Origin of the sequence: Devosia sp. LjRoot16, from assembly GCF_964252795.1 — a bacterium.
Classification (GTDB): Bacteria; Pseudomonadota; Alphaproteobacteria; order Rhizobiales; family Devosiaceae; genus Devosia_A.
In genome coordinates this window covers 33,226-58,215 of the sequence record NZ_CAXUPH020000006.1, presented here as the reverse complement: position 1 = coordinate 58,215, position 24,990 = coordinate 33,226, and the positions used below count along the sequence as shown (strand labels likewise).

Sequence of the window (24,990 nt, the reverse complement as noted above, 5' to 3'; positions counted from 1 at the left end):
CTATGGCGGGTTCAGCACGCCTGACGACGCACGTACTCGATACGACACATGGCAAGCCAGCAGCCGGCATGCGGCTCGACTTGCTTATGGTCCATGGCGACCATACGCACCATATATGGTCCGGACACACCAATGCCGATGGGCGGGTGGACCAACCGCTGCTGGAAGGCGACCGCTTCCACCTGGGCAGCTATGAGCTGATCTTCCATGTGGGGCAGTATTTCGAGCGGATCGGCGTCAACCTCGAGAACCCGTTCCTCGACACGGTGCCGGTGCGGTTCACGATGAGCGAGGCGGCGCATTACCACGTGCCGCTGCTCGTCTCGCCGTACGGATATTCGACTTACCGGGGAAGCTGATGACCGAAATCCGGAGCCAGCTGCGCTTCATCCTCAACGACCAGGACGTCGTGCTGGACGAGATTTCGGCGACCCGTACGCTGCTCGATTTTCTTCGCCTCGACCGGCGCATGACCGGCTCGAAGGAAGGCTGCGCCGAGGGCGATTGCGGCGCCTGCACGGTGCTGGTCGGTCGAGTGACTTCGGGCGAGCTGGTTTACGAATCCGTCAATGCCTGCATCTGCTTCGTCGGATCGCTTGATGCAACGCATGTGGTGACGGTCGAGCACCTCTCGGCCGCCAATGGGCCGCTGCACCCGGTGCAGCAGGCGATGGTCGAGCATCACGGCAGCCAGTGCGGCTTCTGCACCCCGGGCATCGTGATGTCGCTCTACGGCATGTGGATGCAGAACGCCGATCCCTCGGTGAACGATATCGAGGTGGCGCTGCAGGGGAACCTCTGCCGCTGCACCGGCTATTCGCCGATCATCAAGGCCGGCCGGTCGATCTCGGCCTATGGCACGGTGGTGGCCGATCCGCTGGTCAGCGAGCGGCAGGCGATCAAGGCGCGGCTCGAGGCGCTGCGCGATGGGCGGCGCGTGGAAATCGGCGAAGGCAGGGGCCGGCTGATCGTGCCGGCTTCAGCCGACGATCTCGCCGAGGTCTATGCTGCCAACCCTCAGGGGACGCTGGTGTTGGGCGCTACCGATGTCGGGCTCTGGGTGACCAAGTTCATGCGCGATATCGGGCCGATGATCTTCATCGGCGATATCGCTGAGCTGCAGTCGATCGAGGCAACCGACGGCGCGCTGAAACTCGGGGCAGGGGTGACCTATTCCGCCGCCACCGCGGCGGTGACGGGGCGTTTCCCGCAGCTTACCGAACTCTGGATGCGCATCGGCGGCCAGCAGGTGCGCAATATGGGCACCATCGGCGCCAACATCGCTAATGGCTCGCCGATCGGCGACACGCCGCCGCCGTTGATCGCGCTCGGCGCTTCAATCACCCTCAGGAAAGGCGACGCACGCCGCGAGGTGAAGCTCGAGGATTTCTTCATCGCCTATGGCAAGCAGGACCGGCAGCCCGGTGAGTTCATCGAGAGCGTCACTATCCCATCGCTGCCGGCGGGCGAGCAGTTCGCCTGCTACAAGATCACCAAGCGCAAGGACGAGGACATCTCGGCTCTCTGTGGCGCCTATCGACTGAAGCTCGAGGGCGGCAAGGTCGCCGCCATCACCATCGCCTATGGCGGCATGGCGGCAACGCCGAAGCGAGCCAAGGCGGTGGAAGCGGCGCTCCTGGGCAAGGCGTGGACTGTTTCGACGGTCGAGGCGGCGATCCCGGTGTTTGCCGAGGATTACCAGCCCCTCACCGACATGCGCGCCTCGGCGGAATATCGGCTGCTGGCGGCGCAGAACCTGTTGCGGCGGTTCTTCCTCGAGACCACCGGCGAGGGCGAGCGGCTGACGAGGGAGGTGGCATGAACAAGCAATCTCCGATCACCACCTCGCCACTGCATGTCTCGGTCAAGCATGACTCCGCCATCAAGCAGGTGGCCGGCCGTGCCGACTATATCGACGATCTGGTCGAGCCCGAGGGCACGCTGCACGCCTATCTCGGGCTTTCCACCAAGGCGCATGCCGACATTGCCTCGATGAACCTCGATGCGGTACGTGCGGCGCCCGGCGTGGTGGGCGTCCTCACCGCCGAGGATATTCCGGCCGAGAACGACGTCAGCTCGGTGCACAAGCATGACGAGCCGGTGTTCGCCACCACCCGGGTGGTCACCTGGGGCCAGCCACTGTTCGCGGTGATCGGCGAAACGCGCGAGGCGGCGCGGCGGGCGGCCAAGCTCGCCAAGATCGAGTATCGCGAGCTGCCGCATGTCACCGATGTGGATGCGGCGGTGGCGGCGGGCGGCAAGCTCGTCACCGAGCCCTTGAAGCTCGAACGCGGCGATGTCGAAGCCGGCTTCGCGGCTTCACAGCATCGGGCCAGGGGCCGGGTGCGGATTGGCGGGCAGGAGCATTTCTACCTCGAGAGCCAGGCGGCGCTTGCCATCCCCGGCGAGGACGACGAGATCACGCTGCAGGTCTCGAGCCAGCACCCGACCGAAATCCAGGTGATGGTGGCGCAGGTGCTGGGCGTGCCGCATGCCGCGGTGACGGTGAACATGCGCCGCATGGGCGGCGGCTTCGGCGGCAAGGAAACCCAGGGGAACCTGTTCGCCGTGGTGGCCGCAGTCGCGGCCAAGAAGCTCAACAAGGCGGTGAAGATCCGCCCGGACCGCGACGACGATTTCCAGATCACCGGCAAGCGCCACGATTTCGTGGTCGACTACGATGTCGGCTACAATAGCGACGGCAAAATCCAGGCGGTGACCGCCACCTACGCGGCGCGCTCGGGCTATTCGGCCGACCTGTCCGGCCCGGTGACTGACCGGGCGTTGTTCCATTGCGACAACGCCTATTGGTACCCGACGGTGAAGGTGAACTCGCTGCCGCTGTTCACCAATACGGTGTCGAACACCGCCTTCCGCGGCTTTGGTGGCCCGCAGGGGATCATCGCAGCCGAGCGCTGGATCGAAGACATCGCCTATGCGCTGGGCAAGGACCCCCTCGAGATCCGCAAGGCCAACTTTTACGGCACCGACAGCAACAACGTGACGCCCTACCACCAGGTGGTGGAGGACAATGTCATCCACCGGGTGATCGAGGATCTCGAACAGAGCTCCGACTACCAGGCGCGGCGCCAGGCGATCCTTGCCTTCAACAAGACCAGCAAGGTCTTGAAGAAGGGCATCGCCATGGTGCCGGTGAAATTCGGCATCTCGTTCACCGCCACCTGGCACAACCAGGCCGGGGCATTGGTGCATGTCTATCGCGATGGCTCGATCCATCTGAGCCATGGCGGCACCGAGATGGGGCAGGGGCTCCATATCAAGGTGATGCAGGTGGTGGCCGATGCGTTCGGCGTGCCGGTCGAGCGGGTGCAGATCACCGCCAGCAATACCGGCAAGGTGCCCAACACTTCGGCGACGGCGGCCTCCTCCGGCACCGATCTCAACGCCATGGCGGCGCTCGATGCGGCCAACCAGATCAAGGCCCGGATGATCGCGCATGCGGCCTTCATCTACGAGGTCGAGCCCAAGGACGTGCAGTGGGAGTTCGGCGGTATCCGGGCCGGCCAGCAGTTCGTGCCGTTCGATGAGTTGGCGACGTCCTGCTGGATGAACCGGGTGCAGCTGAGCGCCGCCGGGTTCTACAAGACGCCGAAGATTCACTGGGATCGCACTACCGGGCGCGGCCACCCGTTCTATTATTTCGCCTATGGCGCGGCGGCGTCGGAGGTGACCATCGACACGCTGACCGGCGAGTATCAGGTGGATCGCTCGGACGTGCTCGAGGATGTCGGCCGCTCGCTCAACCCGGCCATCGATATCGGCCAGGTGGAAGGCGGCTTCATCCAGGGGATGGGCTGGCTCACCACCGAGGAACTGTGGTGGGACCAAAAGGGCCAGCTCCGCACCCACGCGCCCTCGACCTACAAGATCCCGCTCGCTTCAGACGTGCCGCGCATCTTCAACGTGCGGCTGGCCGAGTGGAGCATCAACAAGGAACCGGCGATCGGACGGTCGAAGGCCGTCGGCGAACCGCCGCTGGTGCTCGGCTATTCGGTGGTCGAAGCGCTGTCGATGGCGGTGGCATCGGTGGCCGACTACAAGGTGGCCCCGCAGCTTGATATGCCGGCAACGCCCGAGCGGGTGCTGATGGGGGTTGAGCGGATGCGGCGGGCGAGGGCGAGTACGTGAGCCCGGTGCTCGCCACGCACCCCCTCCCAACCTCCCCCGTCGAGGGGGAGGTGCCGCATCGAGTTTGCGGCTCGATCTCACTCCAACCACCAGCCGGCACCCTCCCCCTCGCGGGGAGGGTTGGGGAGGGGGAGGCCCCACGATGACTCTCTCCCCAGCCACCCTCAGATCCTTCCTCTCCGCCAATCCCGCGGTTATCGTCGCTGAACTCACTGCGGTGCGCGGCTCGTCGCCGCGTGAGGCCGGGACGTTCATGCTGATCTCCGAGGACGAGCAGGTCGGCACCATTGGGGGTGGGGCGCTCGAGTATATGGTGATTGACCGGGCGCGGCAGGTGCTGCGGGCCGGTGAGCATGAGGACAGCCTCGATATTCCGCTCGGGCCCGAGATCGGGCAGTGCTGCGGCGGGCGGGTGGATGTGGCGCTGCAGCGGGTGACGCCGGCTGAGACGCTACGGCTGGTCGAAAAGCTCGAGGCCGAGGTGGCGGCGCGGCCGCATGTCTATCTGTTCGGCTCCGGCCATGTCGGGCATGCCTTGGCCCGGGCGCTCTCGGCGCTGCCGCTCAAGGTGCATGTGGTCGATACGCGGCCGGACGAGCTCACCAACCTGCCCGGCAACGTCGAGACCCACGCCGTGGCGATGCCCGAGGCGGTGGTGCGTTCGGCCCCCGCGGGCAGTGGCTTCGTCATCCTGACGCATGACCATGCGCTCGATTTCCTCATCGCCGCCGAGGCGCTGCAGCGCGCTGATGCCCCCTATGTCGGCATGGTCGGCTCGAAGACGAAGCGGGCGCGGTTCCGGTCCTGGTACCTGGGCGAGGGCTATCCGGCGGCGCCGCTCGACCGGCTGGTGCTGCCGATCGGCGGCCAGGCGTTCCCAGAGGGGATTGGGGACAAGCGGCCCGAGGTCATCGCGGCGCTGGCGGCAGCCGAGATTCTGGTCCACATTGGCCGGCGGGAAGTCGAAGATCTGAAGGCGCGGCCGGCCACCGTAACGAAGTCGGGAGCCGCTGTTGGACAGTAGCATCGCGCCGCGTCTGCAATTGACCGGTATCACCAAGCGCTTTCCCGGCGTCCTCGCCAATGACAGCGTTTCGTTTGCTGTGCTGCCCGGCGAAATCCACGCGTTGCTCGGTGAAAACGGCGCCGGCAAGTCGACGCTGGTCAAGATGATTTACGGCATCATGCAGCCCGATGCCGGCGAAATCCGCTGGAACGGCCAAGCGCTCACCATCGGCAACCCCAAGGCGGCCCGCAAGCTCGGCATCGGCATGGTGTTCCAGCATTTCTCGCTGTTCGAGGCGATGACGGTGCTCGAGAACATTGCGCTGGGGATGGACGCCAAAATCCACGCTCGCGACCTCGAGGCGAGGATCCGCGAGGTGATGGAGCAGTACGGGCTGAAGCTCGATCCGCACCGAACCGTCTCCACCCTGTCGGTGGGCGAACGCCAGCGCATCGAGATCGTGCGGGCGCTGCTGCTCAACCCCAAACTGCTGATCATGGACGAGCCAACCTCGGTGCTCACCCCGCAGGAGGTGGAGCAGCTGTTCGTGGTGCTGCGGCAACTGGCGTCGGAGGGGTGCTCGATCCTCTACATCTCGCACAAGCTGCACGAAATCAAAGCGCTGTGCGATACAGCGACGATCCTGCGTGGCGGCAAGCTGGTCGATACCTGCGATCCCAAGGTCGAGACCTCGCGCTCGATGGCCGAAAAGATGATCGGCGCCGGGCTCAAGGAAATCACCAAGCCGGCCAGCCGGTCGCTGGGGCCGGAGAAGCTGGTGGTCAGCCGGCTGTCGATCCCCGGCGCCGGGCCGTTCGGTATCGCGCTCAAGGACATCAACTTCACGGTCCGCGGCGGCGAAATCTTCGGCGTGGCAGGCGTCGCCGGGAACGGCCAGAATGCCCTGCTGCTGGCGCTGTCGGGCGAGGTGCTGTCGGGCGATGCGGAGGCCATCAGCATCGATGGCGCACCGGTCGGGCAGTTGCAGGCGAAGTCACGGCGGCTCAAGGGGCTGGCCAGCGTGCCGGAAGAGCGCAACGGGCATGCCGCAGTGCCGGAATTCAGCCTCGCCGACAATACCATCCTCACCGCCCGCGACCGCCTCGGCATGGTCAGTGCCGGACTGATCAAGGCCGGTGCGGCCAAGACCTATGCCGGCGAGGTGATCACCGCCTTTGCCGTCAAGGCGCTGGGGCCGGGCGCAATGGCGGGTTCGCTCTCGGGCGGGAACCTGCAGAAATACATCATGGGTCGGGAAATCCTCCAGAAGCCCGCCGTGCTGGTGGTCAGCCAGCCGACCTGGGGCGTCGACGCCGGGGCGGCGGCGGCGATCCATCAGGCGATCGTCGACCTCGCGGCTGCGGGTTCGGCGGTCGTGGTGATCAGCCAGGATCTCGATGAGCTGCTGTCGCTGTGCGACACGCTGGCGGTGATCAACGAGGGGCGGCTGTCGCGACCGATAGAGGTCGCCGGCGCCGATATCGAGGAGATCGGCCTGCTGATGGGCGGCATCCACGGCGAGGCGCCGACCACCCCGACTGCTGAGCTGGAGCTGGCCGATGCGCATTAAGCTAGAAAAGCGCCAGGAGCCGAGCAAACTGATGCAGGTGGTGACGCCCATCGCCTCGGTGCTGCTCACCATGCTGGTCGGCGTCGTGGTGTTCGACCTGCTCGGTATCGACGGGCAGCGGGCGGTGATCGATATCTTCCTGACGCCGCTGCTCGCCTCTTACAAATGGCAGGACGTGGCGGTGAAGGCCGCGCCGCTGATCATCATCGCGCTTGGCCTCTCCATCGGCAATCGCGCCAATGTCTGGAACATCGGCGCCGAGGGGCAGTACATCATCGGCGCGCTTTGCGCCGCCGGCGTCGGCATTGCCGCCGGCACGGCCGGCGGGCCGATCATCATGGTCACCATGATCCTTGCCGGCATGGTCGGCGGCAGCGCCTGGGCCTCAGTACCGGCGGCACTTCGGACCCGCTTCGGGGTCAACGAAATCCTTTCGAGCCTGATGCTCACCTATGTTGCGCTGCAGGTGTTGAGCTACCTGGTCGGCGGCCCCTGGAAGGACCCGAACGGCCGCAATTTTCCGGCCACCGCGCCGCTGCAACCGGACCAGACGCTACCGATCCTCTTCTCCGGAACCACGGTTCACCTCGGTGTCGCCATCGCCGTCGTGCTGCCCTTCGTGTTCTGGCTGCTGATGTCGCGCTCGGTGTTCGGCTACCAGATCCGTGTCGTCGGCTCGGCGCCCAATGCGGCGCGCCATGGCGGGTTCGACGGCAATCAGACGGTCTGGCTCGCCATGCTGATCGGCGGCGGCATGGCAGGGCTCGCCGGCGCGCTGGAATTCGCCGGGTCGCTGAAGGCGATCAATCTCGGCTTTCCCTCCGGCTACGGCTTCACCGCCATCATCGTGTCGTTCCTCGGCCGGCTGCATCCCATCGGCTGCCTGATCGCCGGCATCGTGCTCGCCGTCACCTATGTGGGCGGGCAGGTGGCGCAGACCACGGTGCACATCCCCAACGCCACCGCCGGCATCTTCCAGGCGATGATGCTGTTCTTCATCCTCGCGAGCGACATTTTCGTGCGCTATCGCGTGCGCTTCATCCCGTCGGCCAAGGCCGTCGTGCAGCCGGCGCCGGGGGAATAGGCCATGGATTTCCTCATCGCGGCCATCATCACCATCGTCGGCATTTCCACCCCGATCCTGTTGGCCGGGCTCGGCGAGCTGGTGGTCGAGAAGTCCGGCGTGCTCAACCTCGGCGTCGAAGGCATGATGCTGGTCGGCGCCATCGCCGGCTTTGCCGCTACCGTCCTCACCGGCAACCCGTGGCTGGGAGTGATCGGCGCTGCCGTCGCCGGCGCGCTCGCGGCGTCGCTGTTCGGCTTTTTCGTCCTGACGCTCAATTCGAACCAGGTGGCGACCGGGTTGGCGCTGACCATTTTCGGCACCGGGCTCAGCTCGCTGATCGGGCTCAGCTTCGTCGGCCGGATCGTGCCGCAGTTCGGCTCGGTGTTTCCGCCCGAGCTGGCGCGCGACCCGCTTCTCAAGGTGCTCTTCGGCTATTCGCCGGTGGTGTACTTCGCGCTGATCATGGTGTTCGCGGTCGGCTGGTTCCTCAAGTCGACCCGCGCCGGGCTGATCCTCAGGGCCGTCGGCGAGAACGACCTCAGCGCCCATTCGATCGGCTATTCGGTGATCGGGGTGCGCTACGCCGCGGTGGCCTTCGGCGGGGCCATGGCAGGGATCGGCGGGGCCTATTTCTCCATGGTGATCACCCCGATGTGGGCCGAGCGGATGACCGCCGGGCGCGGTTGGATCGCGCTGGCGCTGGTGGTGTTCGCCGGCTGGCGGGCCGGACGGCTACTGGTCGGCGCGATCTTTTTCGGCGTGCTGATGTGGATGGAGCTCAACGCCAAGGCCGGCGGCCTCTCGTTCCTGTCGTTCGCCCAGTACATCCCGTCTCAATTCTGGGCGGCCATGCCCTACCTGATGACCGTTGTGGTGCTGACGCTGATCTCCATGCGGGATCGGGTCGGCCTCAACGCGCCTGCTTGCCTCGGCAAGCCCTTTCTTCCCGCAACGTAGAAACGCCAACAACGTAACAGGAGACGTCCATGGCAAATCTCAATCGCCGCCACTTCATCGCTGCCGCAGGTGCGGCCGCCGCGGCCGTGCCGCTCGCCGGCGGCGCCGCCTTCGCCCAGGAAAAGATCAAGATCGGCTTCATCTTCCTCGGGCCGATCGGCGACTATGGCTGGACCTGGGCCCACAACAAGGGCCGCGAGGCGGTCGATGCGGCGCTCGGTGACAAGGTCGAGACGATCTATGTCGAGAACGTCGCCGAGGACGCTTCGGCCATTCCGCTGATCCGCGACCTGGCCCAGCAGGGCTGCAAGCTGATCTTCACCACCTCCTACGGCTACATGGACCAGACCATCACGGTGGCGGCCGAGTTCCCGGATGTGAAGTTCGAGCACTGCACGGGCTTCAAGCGTGCCGACAATGTCGCGACCTACAACTCCAAGTTCCACGAAGGGCGCGCCGTGCTCGGCACCATCTCGGGCAAGATGAGCAAGTCGGGCACGCTCGGCTATCTCGGTTCGTACAAGGTGCCGGAAGTGGTGCTGGGTGTGAACTCGTTCCTGCTCTCGGCGCAGAAGCAGAACCCCGATGCCAAGCTGAAGCTGGTGTTCATCGACAGCTGGTTCGATCCGCCGAAGGAGGCCGCGGCCACCGAGACGCTGATCAACCTTGGCTGCGATATCGTCACCACCCATACCGACAGCCCGGCGGCGCTGCAGATTCTCGAGCAGAAGGGTCTCTACGGTTTCGGCCAGGGCGCCGACATGTCCTCGTTCGCGCCTAACGCCCACCTCACCGCGATCGAGGACATCTGGGGCCCGTATTATGTCGAGCGCGTCCAGGCAATCATCGACGGCACCTGGGCGTCGGCCGACACGTGGGACGGCATGAAGGAAGGCACGGTGGTGATCTCGCCCTATAACAAGGCGGTTCCTGCCGATGTCGTGGCGCTCGCCGATGCCGTGCAGGCCGGCTACAAGGACGGCACCTACGACATCTTCACCGGCCCGATCTACGACCAGGACGGCAACCTCAAGGTCGAGGAAGGCAAGGTCATGACCATGGCCGAGCTCGCCGTGATCGACTGGTTCGTCAAGGGCGTCGAAAGCGCCGCGTAAGCAGGCTATGAAACGGGAAGGGGCGGGCGCGAGTCCGCCTCTTTTCACGACCTGAGTTGGCGGAGAGAACCCCTCATCCGCCCTTCGGGCACCTTCTCCCACAAGGGGAGAAGGCAACGACTGAGAGTTCTCGGTTCTATCGCCTTCTCCCCTTGTGGGAGAAGGTGGCCGAAGGCCGGATGAGGGGTCCCGCGACGTCAGTCGCGCGGCCGAGCGAAGCGAAGGACGACCAAAGCGATGACCGACTACGCAATCTTCTGGGAATGGCTGAGTTTCGCGGTGCGCTGGACGCATGTGATCACCGCCATCGCCTGGATCGGCTCCAGCTTCTACTTCATCGCGCTGGACCTGGGGTTGCGGAAGACCCCGAGCCTGCCGCCCTTGGCGCATGGCGAGGAGTGGCAGGTGCATGGCGGCGGCTTCTACCACATCCAGAAGTACCTGGTGGCGCCGGATTTCCTCCCCGAGCACCTGACCTGGTTCAAGTGGGAGAGCTATTTCACCTGGATTTCCGGGTTCATGCTGCTGGTCGTCGTCTATTATTTCGGCGCCGACCTGTTCCTCGTCGACCGGCATGTGCTGGATCTGCAGGCCTGGCAGGCGATCCTGATTTCGCTCGGCTCGATCGTCCTCGGCTGGGTGCTCTACGACACGCTCTGCAAATCGCCGATCGGCAACTCGACCGGCGGGCTGATGGTGGTGCTGTTCGCCATCCTCACCGCGATGAGCTGGGCCTATACGCAGGTGTTCACCGGCCGCGCCGCCATGCTGCATATGGGCGCCTTCACCGCGACCATCATGGCGGCCAACGTCGCGATGATCATCATCCCCAACCAGAAGATCGTGGTGGCGGATCTCAAGGCCGGGCGGGTGCCCGACGCCAAGTATGGCAAGATCGCGAAGCAACGCTCGCTGCACAATAATTACCTCACCCTGCCGGTGATCTTCTTCATGCTGTCGAGCCATTACCCGCTGGCCTTCGCCACGCCGTGGAACTGGCTGATCGCTTCGCTGATCTTCCTCGAAGGCGTGCTGATCCGACATTTCTTCAACACCAGGCATGGCCGCAAGGGCAACCCGACCTGGGTGTGGCCGCTGGTGATCGTGATTTTCCTCCTCTGCGCCTGGCTGTCGAGCGGGCCGAAGCTGCCGACCGGGGCCGAGACCGTGGCGTCGCCGCAGGCAATGCTGTTGATGCAGTCGCCACATTTCAAGGCGGCGTCCGAGGTGGTGCAGGGCCGCTGCAGCATGTGCCACACCGCCGAGCCGGTCTGGGAGGGCATTGCCGAGGCGCCCAAGAACGTCATTCTCGACAATGACATTGCCATCGCCAACCACGCCGAACAGGTGGCGATCCAGGCCGGCTATTCGCACGCCATGCCGCCGGGCAATGTCACCGACATGACCGACGACGAGCGGGCGTTGCTGGTGGCGTGGTTCCGCGGGGACGGGCAGTGATTATCCCATCTGACGAGGTAGGCTTCCGCATCCTGCGCGGCCGCGTGCTGACCTTTGTCAGTGAGCCGCAAGGACGAGATGACCACGGCAGCTATCGCTATATCGAGAATGGCTTCGTGGTCGTTGATGCCCATAGTGGCAAGATCCTGATGGTGGACGAGTGGCGAGACGGCCAGCCTCCTCCGTGGTCCGACGCCAAGATCGAGATCATCGATCACCGTCCGAACCTGATCCTGCCCGGGTTCATCGACCCGCATATCCATTTCCCGCAGATGCAGGTGATCGGCGCCTATGCGGCGGCGCTGCTCGAGTGGCTCAACACCTACACCTTCGTCGAGGAACAACGCTTTGGCGACGAAGTGCATGCGACCCGCATCGCCTCACGGTTCTTCGACGAGCTGGTCCGGCACGGCACCACCACGGCGGCGGCCTATTGCTCGGTGCACCCGCAATCGGTCGATGCGTTTTTCGGCGAGGCCGAAAAGCGCAACATGCTGATGGTGGGCGGCAAGGTGATGATGGATCGCAATGCGCCGCCGGGCCTGCTCGATACGCCGCAATCGGGGTATGACGACACCAAGGCCGGCATCGCGAAATGGCATGGGCGGGGCAGGGCGCACTATGCCATCACGCCGCGCTTCGCCATCACCTCGACGCATGAGCAGATGGCGATGGCCGAGGCGCTGGCGCGGGAGTTTCCGGACCTCCACATCCAGACCCATGTCTCGGAAAACCTTGCCGAGATCGCCTATGCCAACGAGCTCTACCCGAACTATGGCGACTATGTCGGCATCTACGAGAAGTTCCACCTGCTCGGCCCCAAGACGCTGCTCGGCCACTGCATCCATCTCAGCCATCGCGAAACCGAGGTGATTTCCGAGACCCGTTCGGTGGCGGTGTTCTGCCCGACCTCGAACCTGTTCATCGGCTCGGGCCTGTTCGACTATGAGCGCCAGCATGAGCGCGGCGTGCGCATCGCGACCGCCACCGATGTCGGCGGCGGCAGCTCTTACTCGATGCTCCGCACCATGGACGAAGGCTACAAGGTGATGCAGCTGCGCGGCCAGCGGCTGACCCCGTTCCGCTCGTTCTTCCACATGACGCTGGGCAATGCCCGGGCGATGAGTCTCGAGGGGCGCATCGGCTCGCTCGAGCCGGGCAAGGAAGCCGATATCGTGGTGCTCAACTCCAGCGCCACGCCGCAGATGGCGCTCCGCATGGAGACCTGTGGCTCGCTCGAGCAGGAGCTGTTCCTCCTGCAGACCTGCGGCGACGACCGGGCAGTGGTCGAAACCTACGTGATGGGCAAGCCGATGAAATCGGCGCTCGCCGCCTGATCCGAAGGTGACGCCGATTGCGCTGTTTGGGGGATTGCGCGATGGGGGCTGCTGTGGGCATGACGGTTACCCGGATGCGAGCCGACCCCCACCCCTGTCCCCTCCCCCTAAGAATGGGGAGGGAGACCCTCACACTGAAGGCCGTGTTCTCGTCTCCCTCCCCCTTGCGGGGAGGGGACAGGGGTGGGGGTCGACGCGCGCTGGCGCGGCGGTATATCCCACTGGTTCCCGCCTGCGCGGGGAATGAACGAAGGAACGGACATGGCTGACTACATCGAGAAATCCGGCCTGAAGGTCGATCGGCTGCTGGTGGATTTCGTCGAGCAGGAAGCCATTCCAGGCACCGCCGTATCGGCCGAGCAGTTCTGGAGCGGGCTCGCCGGGTTGGTGCGGGATTTCGCGCCGCGCAACCGCGAGCTGCTGGCGATCCGCGACCGGATCCAGACCGAGGTTGATGACTGGCACAAGGCCAACGGGCCGGTCGGCGCTGATCCCTCGAAATACCAGGCGTTCCTCAAGCAGATCGGCTACCTCGTTGCCGAACCGGCCGATTTCACCATCGAGACCAGCGGGCTCGACCCGGAGATTTCCTCGATCTGCGGCCCGCAACTGGTGGTGCCGGTGTCGAACGCGCGCTATGCGCTGAACGCCGCCAATGCCCGCTGGGGCAGCCTCTATGACGCGCTCTACGGCACCGATGCGATCTCGCGCGAGGGCGAGCTGGCGCCCGGTAAGGGGCTGAACCCGGCGCGTGCTGCAGCGGTGGTGGCGCGGGCGGCCGAGTTCCTCGATGCCTCGTTCCCGTTAGCCTCGGGCAGCCATCGCGACGTCACCGGCTATCATGTGATCAAGGATGGCGATCGGCGCGTGTTCGTTGCCGATACCGCTGGCGGCCGCGTAACCCTCAAAGACCCCGCGCAGTTCGTCGGCTATGGCGGCACCGAGGAACGCGGCGAGCTGGTGCTGCGCCACAATGGCCTGCACGTCATCCTGATTATCGATCCCAAGAGCCCGATCGGGGCGACGCACCAGGCGGGCCTGAGCGACCTGATCGTCGAGTCTGCGCTGACCACCATCCAGGACTGCGAGGATTCGGTCGCAGCGGTGGATGCCGAGGACAAGGTCGGGGTCTATCGCAACTGGCTCGGGCTGATGAACGGCACGCTGAGCGAGACGTTCGAAAAGGGCGGCAAACCGCTCACCCGCAAGCTCAATGCCGACCGGCAGTACAAGGATGTCGCCGGCCAGCCGCTCACGCTGAAGGGCAGGGCGCTGCTGCTGGTGCGCAATGTCGGGCACCTGATGACCACCAAAGCCGTGCTCGACCCTCAGGGACAGCCGATCGGCGAAGGGCTGATGGATGCGGCGGTCACCGCGCTCTGCGCGCTCTCGGACAAGGTCAACTCGACCACCGGCGCCATCTATGTGGTGAAGCCCAAGATGCACGGGCCGGACGAGGTCGCCTTCGCCTGCGAGATCTTTGCTGCGGTCGAGAAGCTGCTGGGACTGAAGCCCGAGACCATCAAGATCGGCATCATGGACGAGGAGCGGCGCACCTCCGCTAACCTCAAGGCCGCCATCCATGCCGCCCGCAAGCGGGTGTTCTTCATCAATACCGGCTTCCTCGATCGCACCGGCGATGAGATCCACACCTCGATGCTGGCCGGCCCTGTGCTGCGCAAGGACGACGTCAAGGCCGAGAAGTGGATCCAATCCTATGAGGATCGCAACGTGCTGATCGGTCTGGCTGCCGGTTTCTCGGGCAAGGCACAGATCGGCAAGGGCATGTGGGCGCGGCCCGACGACATGGCGGCAATGCTGGCGAGCAAAGCTGCGCATCCCAATGCCGGCGCCAACACCGCCTGGGTGCCGTCGCCGACCGCGGCGACGCTGCATGCGCTACACTACCACCAGATCGATGTGTTCGAGGCGCAGAAGCGCCGGCACAACCAGGCGACACCCGGCCTTGGCGAGTTGTTCTCGATGCCGGTGCTGGATGCCTCGACGCTCGACAGGGCCGCGGTGCTGCGCGAGCTCGACAATAATGCGCAGGGTATTCTCGGCTATGTGGTGCGTTGGGTCGACCAGGGGGTCGGCTGCTCCAAGGTGCCCGATATCAACAATGTCGGGCTGATGGAGGACCGCGCCACCTGCCGCATCTCCTCGCAGGCCGTGGCCAACTGGCTGAAGCACGGGCTGGTCAGCGAAGCCGAGGTGCGCGCCTCCTTCGAGAAGATGGCAGCGGTGGTCGATGGCCAGAACGCCGGCGACCCGCTGTACCAGCCGATGGCTGGGCATTTTGGCACGTCGATAGCCTATCAGGCGGCGCTCGACCTGGCGCTCGAGGGCGCGGTGCAGCCGTCGGGGTATACCGAGCCGATCCTCCATGCAGCGAGGGAGCGGGTTAAGGCGGGGGTGTAGCTGGCTCACGCCCCAGCTACGATCGTTCAGCCATCGCCTCCCTCCCCCTTGAGGGGAGGGATTGAGGGAGGGGGTGGTCCGGTGATCACCGATGGACCCCCACCCCCCACCCCTCCCCTCAAGGGGGAGGGGAGCTAGATTCGATCCAACTCCACCACCGGCAGATGAATGGCGCTCGGGTGGGCCGGGTCGTGGAATATCTCGATATCCGCTGAGGCGAGGTGGGAGGCTTCGCCGAGCGCCTCGTCGGTGCCGGTGTTGCGGGCGTAGCGGGGGTGGGCGCCGCTGGCGACGATGACGCGCAGCCGGTGGTTGCGGTTGAAGCGGTGGGCGGTGGCGTGCATGCGGAAGTTCAGCTTCCAGATATCGTCGGCGACTGCCGGATCGGCCGAGGTCTTGCGGATGATGCCGTCGCAGATATTGGTCGACAGGCCCTTTTCGTCGACATCGCAGAGCCGCACGAAGAAATCGGTGTTGGGGAGGGTCGAGCGCGCATGGAGCGCGATCCGCACCTGGCCGAGGATGGTGATGGGGTTGAACAGCGGCTCGGAGGTATAGACCAGCACGTCGTCGCGCTTTTCGAGCGGCGCATTGTCGACCGGCCCGGCGCCGTTGAAGGCGAACATGGCGCCGCCGACCGACGGGGTCGGATGGGCGGGATCATAGGTGTAGGTATCGGGCGCCGAGGCGCGGACCGGGCGCTGCGACAGCACTTTTTCGGGGTGGATGTGCCAGATCTGGTTGTCCGCCTGCACCGGCGGGTAGCTGTCGAACTCGCGCCATTCGCCGAGCCCGGAAATGTAGAGCCGCACCGGCTTGGCGCGGAGGCTCGTGGCGTCGCCGAGCAGCTTGGCGTTCATCCACTCGAGCGTCTGCTTGACGCTCTCCATCTGCAGGTCCGGGCTGACGTGGAACCAGGGGCCGACCGTCAGCTGCGGGGTGTGGCCGGCATCGACGAGCGTCGCGTAATCGCGCAGCAGTTGATCGAGCATGAAATCGTACCAGCCCGAGGTGAAGCTCACCGGCGGGGTGCGGGCGCCTATGCGATGGGTATGGTCGAGCGGCTGCCAGAAGGCGTCGTTGCCGATCGCCTCGTCCATCCAGCGGCGCCAGAACGGCACCTCGCGGCCGGTGACGCGCTTATCGGCATCGCGCAACGGCAGCTTCATGGTGGCGCGCAGCGTGGTGCGTTCGATGCCGCCGGTGAACATGCGCTGCGCGGTGCGCATCGGGTTGCCGCGCAGGCCCTCGACCGTCTGGATCCAGCTCAGCCACAGCCCGACCGCCAGCCCGCCGCCGGGAAAGACGATGGAGCGGAATTCGGCGCTGGTGACCTTGATCGCCATGGCGGATTGTTTGGGCAGCGCGTCGCAGATCGCCCATTGCGCATAGCCGAGATAGCTCGGGCCCGAGGTGCCGAGGCGGCCATCGAACCAGGGCTGCGCCTTGATCCAGTCGATAGTGGCGAGCCCGTCGTCGCGCTCGTGCCCGAACGGGTCGAACTCGCCTTCCGACTTGTCGGTGCCGCGGCAGGCCTGCAGCACGACGTGGAAGCCGCGCTCGGCATAGACTTCGCCGATGGTGGCAAAGCCGGAGAGCCCATAGGGCTCGCGCATCAGGATGGTGGGGTGCTTGCCCGGCAGCTTGGGGGCGAAGTGCTCGGTCGCCAGCGCCACGCCGTCATACATCGGCACCCGGATGTTGCGGGTGCGGACGATGCCGCATTTGCGCCTCGGGAGCTTATAGAGGTCGGCAAGAAACCGGCTGGCAAAGCTCATTTGACGAAGTCGAACTTGTCCACGTCGAACAGCCCCCGGTCGGTCATCTTCAGATGCGGGATCACCGGCAGGGCGAGGAACGCCACCTGCAGGAACGGCTCGGGCAGGGTGCAGCCGAGGTCGTAGGCGGCCTGGCGCAGGTGATGGAGCTTATCGGCGACGGTCTCGAAGCTGAGCAGACTCATCAACCCGGCGATCGGCAGCGCCAGGTCGGCGGTGACCCGGCCGCCATCGGCGACGGCGAAACCGCCGCCCAGCTCGATCAGCCGGTTGACCGCCACGGCCATGTCTTCGTCATCGGCGCCGACCACGGTGATGTTGTGGCTGTCGTGGCCGACCGAGGAGGCGATGGCGCCGCGCTTCAACCCAAAACCCTTGGTGAAGCTCAGCGCCACATTGCCGTTGATGCCGTGCCGCTCGATCACGGCGATCTTGATCACGTCGTTGTCGAGATCGGGCAGGGTGCCCTTGTCGGAGACTTCCAGCGTCGCCGTCTCGCGATAGGTGAGGATCAGCCCCGGCCGCACCGCGATCACTGGAGTTTCGTTCTGCCGCGGGTTGGGTGGGACGATGAAGGTCGAGGGGGCGACCCGCTGCGCCTTCATCGAGGCGAGACCGACCGGCGGCACCGGCTGGCGGGCCGCGAACAGCTCGGGCCGCACCAGCCGCCCGGCGGTGATCACCTCGGCGACCCGGCAGCCCTCGAGATCGTCGAGCAGTGCGATATCGGCCCGATAGCCGGGCGCGACGAGGCCGCGGTCTTTCAGACCGAAAATGCGGGCGGCCGAATGCGAGGCAGCGCGGTAGACATGATGCAGCGGCCGGCCGCGGCCGATCAGCCGGCGGATCGAAGAATCGAGATGGCCTTCTTCGAGCGTATCGAGCGGGTTGCGATCATCGGTGCAGAGCGCGACATAGGCCGAGGTATTGGCATCGAGGATTTCGGCCAGGGCCTCGAGGTCCTTCGAGACCGAGCCCTCGCGGATCAGGATCGCCATGCCTTTACTGAGCTTCTCGCGCGCCTCCACGGCGGTGGTCGACTCGTGGTCGGTGCGGATGCCGGCGGCGAGGTAGCCGTTGAGCGCGAGGTCGGTGACCAGCGGGGCGTGGCCATCGATATGCTCACCCTGGAACGCCACGAGCTTGGCGATGATCCCCGGATCGGCCGCGAGGACTCCCGGATAGTTCATCATCTCGGCGAGGCCGATGACCTGGCGGTGGCGGCGGAACTTCTCGAGGTCGGCGATTTCGAGTCGCGCCCCTGAGGTTTCGTGCGGTGTTGCCGGCACGCAGGACGAGAGGTTGACCCGGATATCCATCACGGTGCGCTCGGCGCACTCGAGGAAATAGCGGATGCCGTCGGCGCCCAGCACGTTGGCGATCTCGTGCGGGTCGCAGATCACCGTGGTGACGCCGTGCGGCAGCACGCAGCGATCGAACTCGAACGGAGTCACCAGCGAAGATTCGATGTGGAGGTGCGTGTCGATGAAGCCGGGCACGGCGAAGCGGTTCTCGCCCTCGATCAGCGTCTTGCCGTTGTAGTAGCCGTAGGTGCCGACGATGCGGTCGGCGACGATGGCGATGTCGGTGTGGGTGACCGAACCGGAGATGACGTCCAGGAGGCGGACGTTCTTGATCACCACATCGGCCGGAACCTCGCCGGCCCCCGCCTTGATCATGCGGGTGAGGAGCTCTGGTGAAATGGTCATGACGCGGCCGTGATCTGCATGTCCCAACGTCTTCGTTCAGCCGGTCACGGTCAAGTGGGGACGGAACTGCTCGGCGCCGGGGGCGTTGGTTTTCACATTCTTCTGCAAGCGAGTAGCGCCATGCGAACCTATGATGCCGAGAAGTCGACGAACGAAGTTCGCCAAGGGAGCGGGCGGCTGATGAATCTCCGGGTGCTGATCTGGTCGGTGCTCGGCATCATCCTCGCCTTCGGCCTGATCTACCTGGTGTTCTATGCCATGGCCCCGCCGCCCAACACCACGACGGGCGTGTGAGCGAGGGTGGTTAGGCTGAAGCGGGTCAGCCGCGACGAGCTGACGATACGCCGACGCCGGCACGGCCGCACCTTCGGCTATGTCGACGAGAACGGCGAGCTGATCCGTGAGGAAGAGGTTCGTGAACGGGCTCGTAGCCTCGCCATCCCGCCGGCCTGGACCGAGGTGCGGATTGCCGCTGACCCGCGCGCCCATATCCAAGCCTGTGGCACCGATGCCGCGGGGCGGCTGCAATATATCTATCACCCGGACTGGGAAGCCCGCCGGCTTAGACACAAGCACGAACAACTCGGGTTGTTGACTGCGGCCTTGCCGCGCATCCGACGACGGGTGCGCGACGACCTCGAGGCCGAGGCGGGCAGCAAGCAACTGGCTCTGGGGCTCGGCGTGGCGCTGATCGACCGCACGGCGATGCGGGTCGGGCGCGAACGCTATCTCGATGCGCACGGCACGCGCGGCGCCGGCACGCTCTACAGCCGCGACGTGGTTGTCGCGGGCGACGAGGTGCAGGTGAGGTTTCCGGCCAAGAGCGGCAAGAGGGCGAGCTACAGTTTCGCCGATGCACGGCTCGCGGCGGCGATCGACAAGGTGAAGTCGATCCCCGGGCGCCGGCTGCTGATGTATCGCGACGAGGCCGGCAAGCCGAAGGCGCTGCGCACCGACGACCTCAACCGCTACCTGCGCGAGGTGGCGGGCGTGACGGTGACGGCCAAGGATTTTCGCACCCTCCATGCCAGCGCCATGGCGGCGGAAGCCCTGGCTAAGCTGGAGCCGGGGGAATCGGTGACGGCGCGAAAGCGCCAGATGGCCGAGGTGACGAAGCAGGTCGCGGCGTTCCTGCAGAACACGCCGGCGATCAGCCGGGCAAGCTATGTGGCACCATGTCTCTACGCGCTGTTCGACAAGGGACGGCTGGCCGAGCTCTGGGCCGCGGGCGGCGACGGCACAAACGGCGTCCGGCAGCGTGAGGTGCGGCTGGCGGCAGTGCTGGAGGCCGCGGGGTAGGGGGCTTCGCGTCCCCTCTCCCCTCTGGGGAGAGGGTTAGGGTGAGGGGTAGCCAAGCGCACCGACTGAGCGGTTACGATGCGCAGGAGGCTTGGTTCCGAGCGCTTGGCGCCCCTCACCCCATCCCTCTCCCCAGAGGGGCGAGGGGGCGATGTGGCACTGCCCGTGGTCCCGTCCCGCTATCCCTCACGCCACCCGCGGCAACGGCTCAGAGAAGCGGGCGTCGATGTCGTCGAGGGTCAGCGGCTGGGAGAACAGGTAGCCCTGAAAGGTGTTGCAGCCCATGCGGATGAGGGCCCGGAACTGCTCCTCGGTCTCGACGCCCTCGGCGGTGACCTCGATATCCAGCGCATGGGCCAGCGTCACCATGGCCTGGACGATGGCGTCCGACGCATTGGCGGTCGACAACTGGGCGATGAAGGAGCGGTCGATCTTAATGCGATCGACCGGATAGCGCTTCAAATAGCTGAGCGAGGAATAGCCGGTGCCGAAATCGTCGAGCGCGATGCGGATCCCCGCGGTGCGGAAGCTGCGGATGGTGTTGGCGGCAGTCGACTCGTCGTCGAGCAGGATGCCCTCGGTGATCTCGATCTCGAGATCGGCCGGCCGCATGCCGGTTTCGGCCAGCAGCGTGAAGACGCGCTCGGCAAAGGTCGGGTTACGCAGCTGCGCCGGCGAGATATTGACCGCAATGGTGCGGCCGGGCCAGCGCGCGCCGAACTCGGCGGCGCGGCGCAGCACGAACTCGCCCAACTGCTCGATCAGCCCGGTGCTCTCGGCAATGGCGATGAAGCGCGACGGTGGGATCATGCCGATCTGCGGATGGGTCCAGCGCAGCAAGGCCTCGGCGCCGACGATCTCCTCGGCATCGCCGCAGAGCGGCTGGAACGCCACCCAGAGCTGACCGGGGTTGCTCAGCGCCTCGCGCAATTCGGCTTCGATGACGTGCCGGTTCTGCACCTGCTCGTCCATCGCCTCCTCGTAGAAGGCGGCACGGTTGCGCCCGGCGGATTTGGCTTCGTAGAGCGCAATGTCGGCTTTACGGCTCAGCTCGTGGCTGTCGCGCTGGCCTGATGTGGCCACCACGATGCCGATCGAAACCCCGACAAAGGCGTCGCTGCCCTGCACCCGGAACGGTTTGGCGATGGTGTCGACGATGCGCTGCGCCAGCGCCGCGACCTCGACCGTGCCGGCATAGCAGGTGTGGAGAATGGCGAACTCGTCGCCGCCCAGCCGCGCCAGCACGTCGGTGGGGCCGAGTACGGCACGCAGGCGGTCGGCCACGGCGCGGATCAGCTCGTCGCCGGCATGATGCCCCAGCGTATCGTTGACCTGCTTGAAGCGGTCGAGGTCGAGCATCAGCAGCGCCGTCGGCGGATCGCGCAGCTTGATGGCGTCGAGCCGGCCGTTGAACTGGCGGTCGAAGCTCAACCGGTTGGGCAGCCCGGTCAGTGCGTCCTCGGTGGCCTGCCGTTCGGCGTCGATGCGCTTGAACTCGAGGGCCCTGAGCGCCCGCCGCAGCCGATAGAGCAGCAGCGAGACCAGGAGCGAGACGAAGACGAAGGCCAGGATCAGCACCGGCGCGGTGCGCTGCAGCAGCTCCTGGCCCGGCCGATAGGGCAGCCATTCGAAGAAGGCGACGATCCGGCCGGCACGATTGGTGACCGGGAAGGCCTCGATATCGGCGGCCGCAGAGGTGACGGTGGTGAAGCGGCCCACCTCGGTCATGTAGCGGTCGATCATCCTGAGCTCGAAATCGATGTCGAGCCTGACGATGGTGATGAGAACCGCCTCGCGACCGGCCGACTGCGCCAGGTTGCCGGAATCGGAGACCAGCGGCATGACGCTGGCGATGGCCGGGCGGCCATCGACCAGTACGTAGTCGGCGACATGCGGCGGCACATCCAGGTAGCCGGCGGCAGTGAGTTTTCGCAGGTCGTCGACCAGCGGCTGCAACGCGGCGCGCCGGCTGTCGAAGCTGGCGGTGCCACGGGTCCGCCCATCGATCGCGGCATAGATCGGAGCGTCGTCCGGGGCGAGCACATAGCTCTCGTCGTGGCCGAAATACTCGAACATCCACTTGCCGATATTGCTCTCAAGCCAGTTTTCGTCGTGGTCGCGCGCGGCGAGCACCGCGTCGTCCCAGATCGCAACGCTCTGCTGTTCGCGGGGCGTGAAGGTGCGCTGCGCCTGTACGGCGTGGATGACGCGCTGCGCCTGGCGGCTGACGGCGTTGTCGTCGATCTCGGCGGCCGACCACAAGAGGAAGCCGCCCAGCAGCGTCGCGGCAATGGCGAAAACCACGACGAACGCGGCCAGCACCAGCATCGAGAATGTGCGTCTGAACTTGGCGCGACGAGTATTGAGCATCGGGTCTTGGGGGGCAGGGACTATGTCACTGTGCCCGGCAAGCTTTTCGAACTCGTTACCCGTTTGACGTCGCGGCGAGATTTGATCGGATCAAGTCACCGCCGGCTTCGCTATTTCAAGCATTGTCCTTGAACAGCACTTCACGATCCTGGGTGAAGTTGGCGAGCAAGGGCAGCGAGGCGCCGCCCATGGCGCGCGCCGCATTGCCGATGCTGCCCGGCAGCAGGCGGAACGGCGACAGGCCCTGCCGGTTGATCCGGCCCACGGCCGCCTCGGTGCGGGCGATGATGCGGCTGCGCACATGGGTGGGGAAGGCGCCATCGATCAGCACGGTTTCGACGTCGATCACCGCGATGGCGGCGACGATCGAATAGGCAAGGCTTTCGGCCACCTCGTCGATCCAGCGGTCCAGCGCCTCGCCCAGATCGTCGCCCCAATCATCGGGCGATTGCCAGAGGATCTCGGGGTTGCGGCCGATGGCCAGCAGCTCGCGCTCCAGCACGTAGATCGAGGCGACGTTCATCAGTTGTGGGGTGCGTCCCGGCGGCACGACGTGCCCCGGGTCGGGCGCCGGCATCGAGCCGAGCGCTCCGGCATTCTGGGTGCGCCCGGGGAACAGATGCCCGTTCAGCACCAGGCCGCCACCGATGAACGAGCCGATGAAGACATAGAGGTAGTCGATGTGGTCGGCGCCGCTGCCGAACATCAGTTCGGCGGCGCAGGCCGCGGTGATATCGTTGGCGAAATACACCGGCCAGGGACAGATCTCGGCCATCATGGCGCGCACATCGACCTGTCGCCAGGCATCGATCTCGGGCTTGGGCGCGCCGATCTCCTCGTGCCAGGTCCACATCTCGTAGGGGGCGGCGATGCCGAGGCCGGCGATGCGGGCGGTCAGCGCCGCCGGCAGCCCGCTGAGCAGTTCGTCGATGCCGGCGCGGGCGAACTCGCGAACGCTGTCGGGGGTAGGGTAGGGGTAGGTCTTGTGCAGGAGCTTGAGGATCTGGCCGGTGAAGTTGATCAGGTAGAGATCGACGCTGCGCCGGCCGATCTTCAACCCGAAACTCAGCGCCCCCTCGGGGTTCAGCGAATAGGGCACCAGCGGCTGGCCCACCTTGCCGCGCAGCGGCTTGCCACGCAGCAGCAGCCCGTCGGCTTCCAGCGCATTGGTGATGATCGAAATGGTCTGCGGCGAGAGCCCGGTCATGCGCGCGATGTCGGCCTTGGGCAGGTCGCCGTGGCGACGGATCAGCGACAGCACCAGGCGCTCGTTGTAGAGCCGTACGCCGGTCTGATTGGTGCCGCGACTGGCGGCGCCCGGCTTGCGGGCGGCTTCCCTGCTTGTCGGCCCGGTGACCACGACTCCCGACCTCGCAACTGCATTTGTTGACAATTCGTCCGTTCTCCGTCGTGCGCACAAAAGCCACGCCGGAGGCGAAACGGCAATCGATTACATGGGGTTCTCACCCCTCCCGAACGAAAGGATTATCCCTCATACCCCCTCTGTCAATTAATAAATCAAGTGGATTAATTTATTGACAGGCCGCAGAGGTTGCGCTGAATATCGCCTCCGGTTCGGGGAGGAGCGTGTCGCGGAGGCGGCTCGACGACCCTGATCCAACGGTCCTGAGGAGCGGCGAAACGCCGGTGGACCGGAATGACAATTATCGAACTCTTGGGAGGACTACATGGGACTTAGCTATCTGAAGCTGGCTCTTGCCAGCGCTGTCGTCGCCGGCGGCCTGATGAGCGGCGCCGCGCTGGCTCAGGACGTTACCGTTGGCCTGATCACCAAGACCGAGACCAACCCGTTCTTCGTCAAGATGCGTGAAGGCGCCGAGGCCAAGGCCAAGGAGCTTGGAGTGAAGCTTATCGCCTGCGCGGGCAAGTTCGACGGCGACAATGACGGGCAGGTCGCCTGCATCGAGAACCAGATCTCGGCAGGCTCCAAGGGCTTCGCCATCGTGCCTTCGGATTCGAAGGCCATCGTGCCGACCATCCAGAAGGCGCGTGACGCCGGTCTCAAGGTGATCGTGCTCGATACTCCGCTCGATCCGATGGACGCCGCCGACGCGACGTTCGCCACCGACAACCGTAAGGCCGGCATGCTGATCGGCCAATGGGCCGCCGGAACGCTGGGCGACAAGGCCAAAGATGCAGTGATCGTGGCGCTCGACCTCGCCACCAACCAGCCGACTGTCGACTACCTGCGCGACCAGGGCTTCATGGCCGGCTTCGGCATCGACGTGAAGGACCCCAACAAGTACGGCGACGAGGACGACGCGCGCATCTGCACGCACGAAATCAGCCAGGGCGACCAGGAAAAGGGTCGTACCGCGATGGAGAACGCGCTGCAGAAGTGCCCGAACGTCAACGTCGTCTACACCATCAACGAACCGGCGGCAGCGGGCGCTTACGAGGCGCTCAAGGCAGTTGGCAAGGATGACGGCTCAGTGCTGATCGTCTCGGTCGACGGCGGCTGCCCGGGCGTCGCCAACGTCAAGTCGGGCGTGATCGGCGCCACCAGCCAGCAATATCCGTTGAAGATGGCCTCGATGGCTCTCGACGCGATCGTCAGCGGCACCATTCCGGCGATCGACCCGAATATGGGCTTCCTCGACACCGGCGCGACACTGGTGACCGACAAGCCGGTGGCAGGCGTCGAGTCGATCGACACCACCAAGGGCGCCGAGCTTTGCTGGGGCTGATCGGCCTGATTTGAAGCAACGGGTTCCCGCACCGGCGCTTGTCGCCG

The 24,990-nt window shown here is 65.6% G+C and carries 18 protein-coding genes; 14 read left to right on the top strand and 4 right to left on the bottom strand.

Annotated elements, in window-relative coordinates; all coding sequences use genetic code 11:
- Positions 1-2 precede the first annotated feature (2 nt).
- From uraH to ACSQ23_RS24345, 11 genes are all read left to right on the top strand, one after another.
- A complete protein-coding gene (gene uraH / locus ACSQ23_RS24395) occupies positions 3-359 on the top strand; it encodes a hydroxyisourate hydrolase (protein WP_069907755.1) in 357 nt (118 codons plus the stop codon).
- On the top strand, positions 359-1,822 hold the full coding sequence (xdhA, locus tag ACSQ23_RS24390) for a xanthine dehydrogenase small subunit (protein WP_436092197.1): 1,464 nt from the start codon (positions 359-361) through the stop codon (positions 1,820-1,822). The genes uraH and xdhA overlap by 1 nt, the downstream gene beginning before the upstream one ends.
- Positions 1,819-4,149, top strand: coding sequence for a xanthine dehydrogenase molybdopterin binding subunit (gene xdhB / locus ACSQ23_RS24385; protein WP_436092196.1), 2,331 nt, complete (start codon positions 1,819-1,821; stop codon positions 4,147-4,149). Before xdhA ends, xdhB begins: the two co-directional genes overlap by 4 nt.
- A gap of 142 nt (positions 4,150-4,291) precedes the next feature.
- Positions 4,292-5,173: a xanthine dehydrogenase accessory protein XdhC gene (gene xdhC, locus ACSQ23_RS24380; RefSeq protein ID WP_436092195.1), complete on the top strand. Its 882-nt coding sequence runs from the start codon at positions 4,292-4,294 to the stop codon at positions 5,171-5,173.
- A complete protein-coding gene (locus ACSQ23_RS24375) occupies positions 5,160-6,725 on the top strand; it encodes an ABC transporter ATP-binding protein (protein ID WP_244488520.1) in 1,566 nt (521 codons plus the stop codon). The genes xdhC and ACSQ23_RS24375 overlap by 14 nt, the downstream gene beginning before the upstream one ends.
- The gene (locus ACSQ23_RS24370) at positions 6,715-7,809 is read left to right on the top strand and encodes an ABC transporter permease (RefSeq protein WP_056001288.1); all 1,095 of its coding nucleotides are present in this window, start codon (positions 6,715-6,717) and stop codon (positions 7,807-7,809) included. Before ACSQ23_RS24375 ends, ACSQ23_RS24370 begins: the two co-directional genes overlap by 11 nt.
- A 3-nt stretch (positions 7,810-7,812) precedes the next feature.
- On the top strand, positions 7,813-8,748 hold the full coding sequence (locus ACSQ23_RS24365; protein ID WP_055880886.1) for an ABC transporter permease: 936 nt from the start codon (positions 7,813-7,815) through the stop codon (positions 8,746-8,748).
- Positions 8,749-8,777: 29 nt separating this feature from the next.
- Positions 8,778-9,863, top strand: a complete 1,086-nt coding sequence (locus ACSQ23_RS24360; RefSeq protein WP_436092194.1) for a BMP family ABC transporter substrate-binding protein — start codon at positions 8,778-8,780, stop codon at positions 9,861-9,863.
- A gap of 237 nt (positions 9,864-10,100) precedes the next feature.
- The gene (locus tag ACSQ23_RS24355; protein WP_436092193.1) at positions 10,101-11,321 is read left to right on the top strand and encodes a urate hydroxylase PuuD; all 1,221 of its coding nucleotides are present in this window, start codon (positions 10,101-10,103) and stop codon (positions 11,319-11,321) included.
- A gap of 2 nt (positions 11,322-11,323) precedes the next feature.
- Complete coding sequence (guaD, locus tag ACSQ23_RS24350; RefSeq protein WP_436092451.1) at positions 11,324-12,658, top strand: guanine deaminase; 1,335 nt, start codon at positions 11,324-11,326, stop codon at positions 12,656-12,658.
- 261 nt (positions 12,659-12,919) lie between these two features.
- Positions 12,920-15,079 carry a malate synthase G gene (locus tag ACSQ23_RS24345; protein WP_436092192.1) on the top strand — a complete coding sequence of 720 codons (2,160 nt, stop codon included), beginning with the start codon at positions 12,920-12,922 and terminating at the stop codon, positions 15,077-15,079.
- 134 nt (positions 15,080-15,213) lie between these two features.
- Here the strand turns inward: ACSQ23_RS24345 and ACSQ23_RS24340 are convergent, their stop codons facing one another.
- Both ACSQ23_RS24340 and ade read right to left on the bottom strand, forming a co-directional pair.
- On the bottom strand, positions 15,214-16,857 hold the full coding sequence (locus ACSQ23_RS24340) for a CocE/NonD family hydrolase (RefSeq protein ID WP_436092191.1): 1,644 nt from the start codon (positions 16,855-16,857) through the stop codon (positions 15,214-15,216).
- Complete coding sequence (ade, locus tag ACSQ23_RS24335; protein WP_436092190.1) at positions 16,854-18,566, bottom strand: adenine deaminase; 1,713 nt, start codon at positions 18,564-18,566, stop codon at positions 16,854-16,856. Before ade ends, ACSQ23_RS24340 begins: the two co-directional genes overlap by 4 nt.
- 120 nt (positions 18,567-18,686) lie before the next feature.
- On the opposite strand from ade, the gene ACSQ23_RS24330 reads away from it, so the two are divergent.
- The gene (locus ACSQ23_RS24330) at positions 18,687-18,860 is read left to right on the top strand and encodes a hypothetical protein (RefSeq protein ID WP_156384700.1); all 174 of its coding nucleotides are present in this window, start codon (positions 18,687-18,689) and stop codon (positions 18,858-18,860) included.
- A gap of 6 nt (positions 18,861-18,866) precedes the next feature.
- Entirely contained in the window at positions 18,867-19,865 is a 999-nt protein-coding gene (locus ACSQ23_RS24325) for a DNA topoisomerase IB (RefSeq protein ID WP_436092189.1), read from the top strand.
- A gap of 186 nt (positions 19,866-20,051) precedes the next feature.
- Here the strand turns inward: ACSQ23_RS24325 and ACSQ23_RS24320 are convergent, their stop codons facing one another.
- Positions 20,052-22,235, bottom strand: a complete 2,184-nt coding sequence (locus ACSQ23_RS24320; protein WP_436092188.1) for a putative bifunctional diguanylate cyclase/phosphodiesterase — start codon at positions 22,233-22,235, stop codon at positions 20,052-20,054.
- 115 nt (positions 22,236-22,350) lie between these two features.
- The gene (locus ACSQ23_RS24315) at positions 22,351-23,595 is read right to left on the bottom strand and encodes an ROK family transcriptional regulator (RefSeq protein WP_055880864.1); all 1,245 of its coding nucleotides are present in this window, start codon (positions 23,593-23,595) and stop codon (positions 22,351-22,353) included.
- A gap of 343 nt (positions 23,596-23,938) precedes the next feature.
- Between ACSQ23_RS24315 and ACSQ23_RS24310 the strand changes: the two genes are divergently transcribed.
- The gene (locus ACSQ23_RS24310; protein WP_407065080.1) at positions 23,939-24,943 is read left to right on the top strand and encodes a substrate-binding domain-containing protein; all 1,005 of its coding nucleotides are present in this window, start codon (positions 23,939-23,941) and stop codon (positions 24,941-24,943) included.
- Positions 24,944-24,990 lie beyond the last annotated feature (47 nt).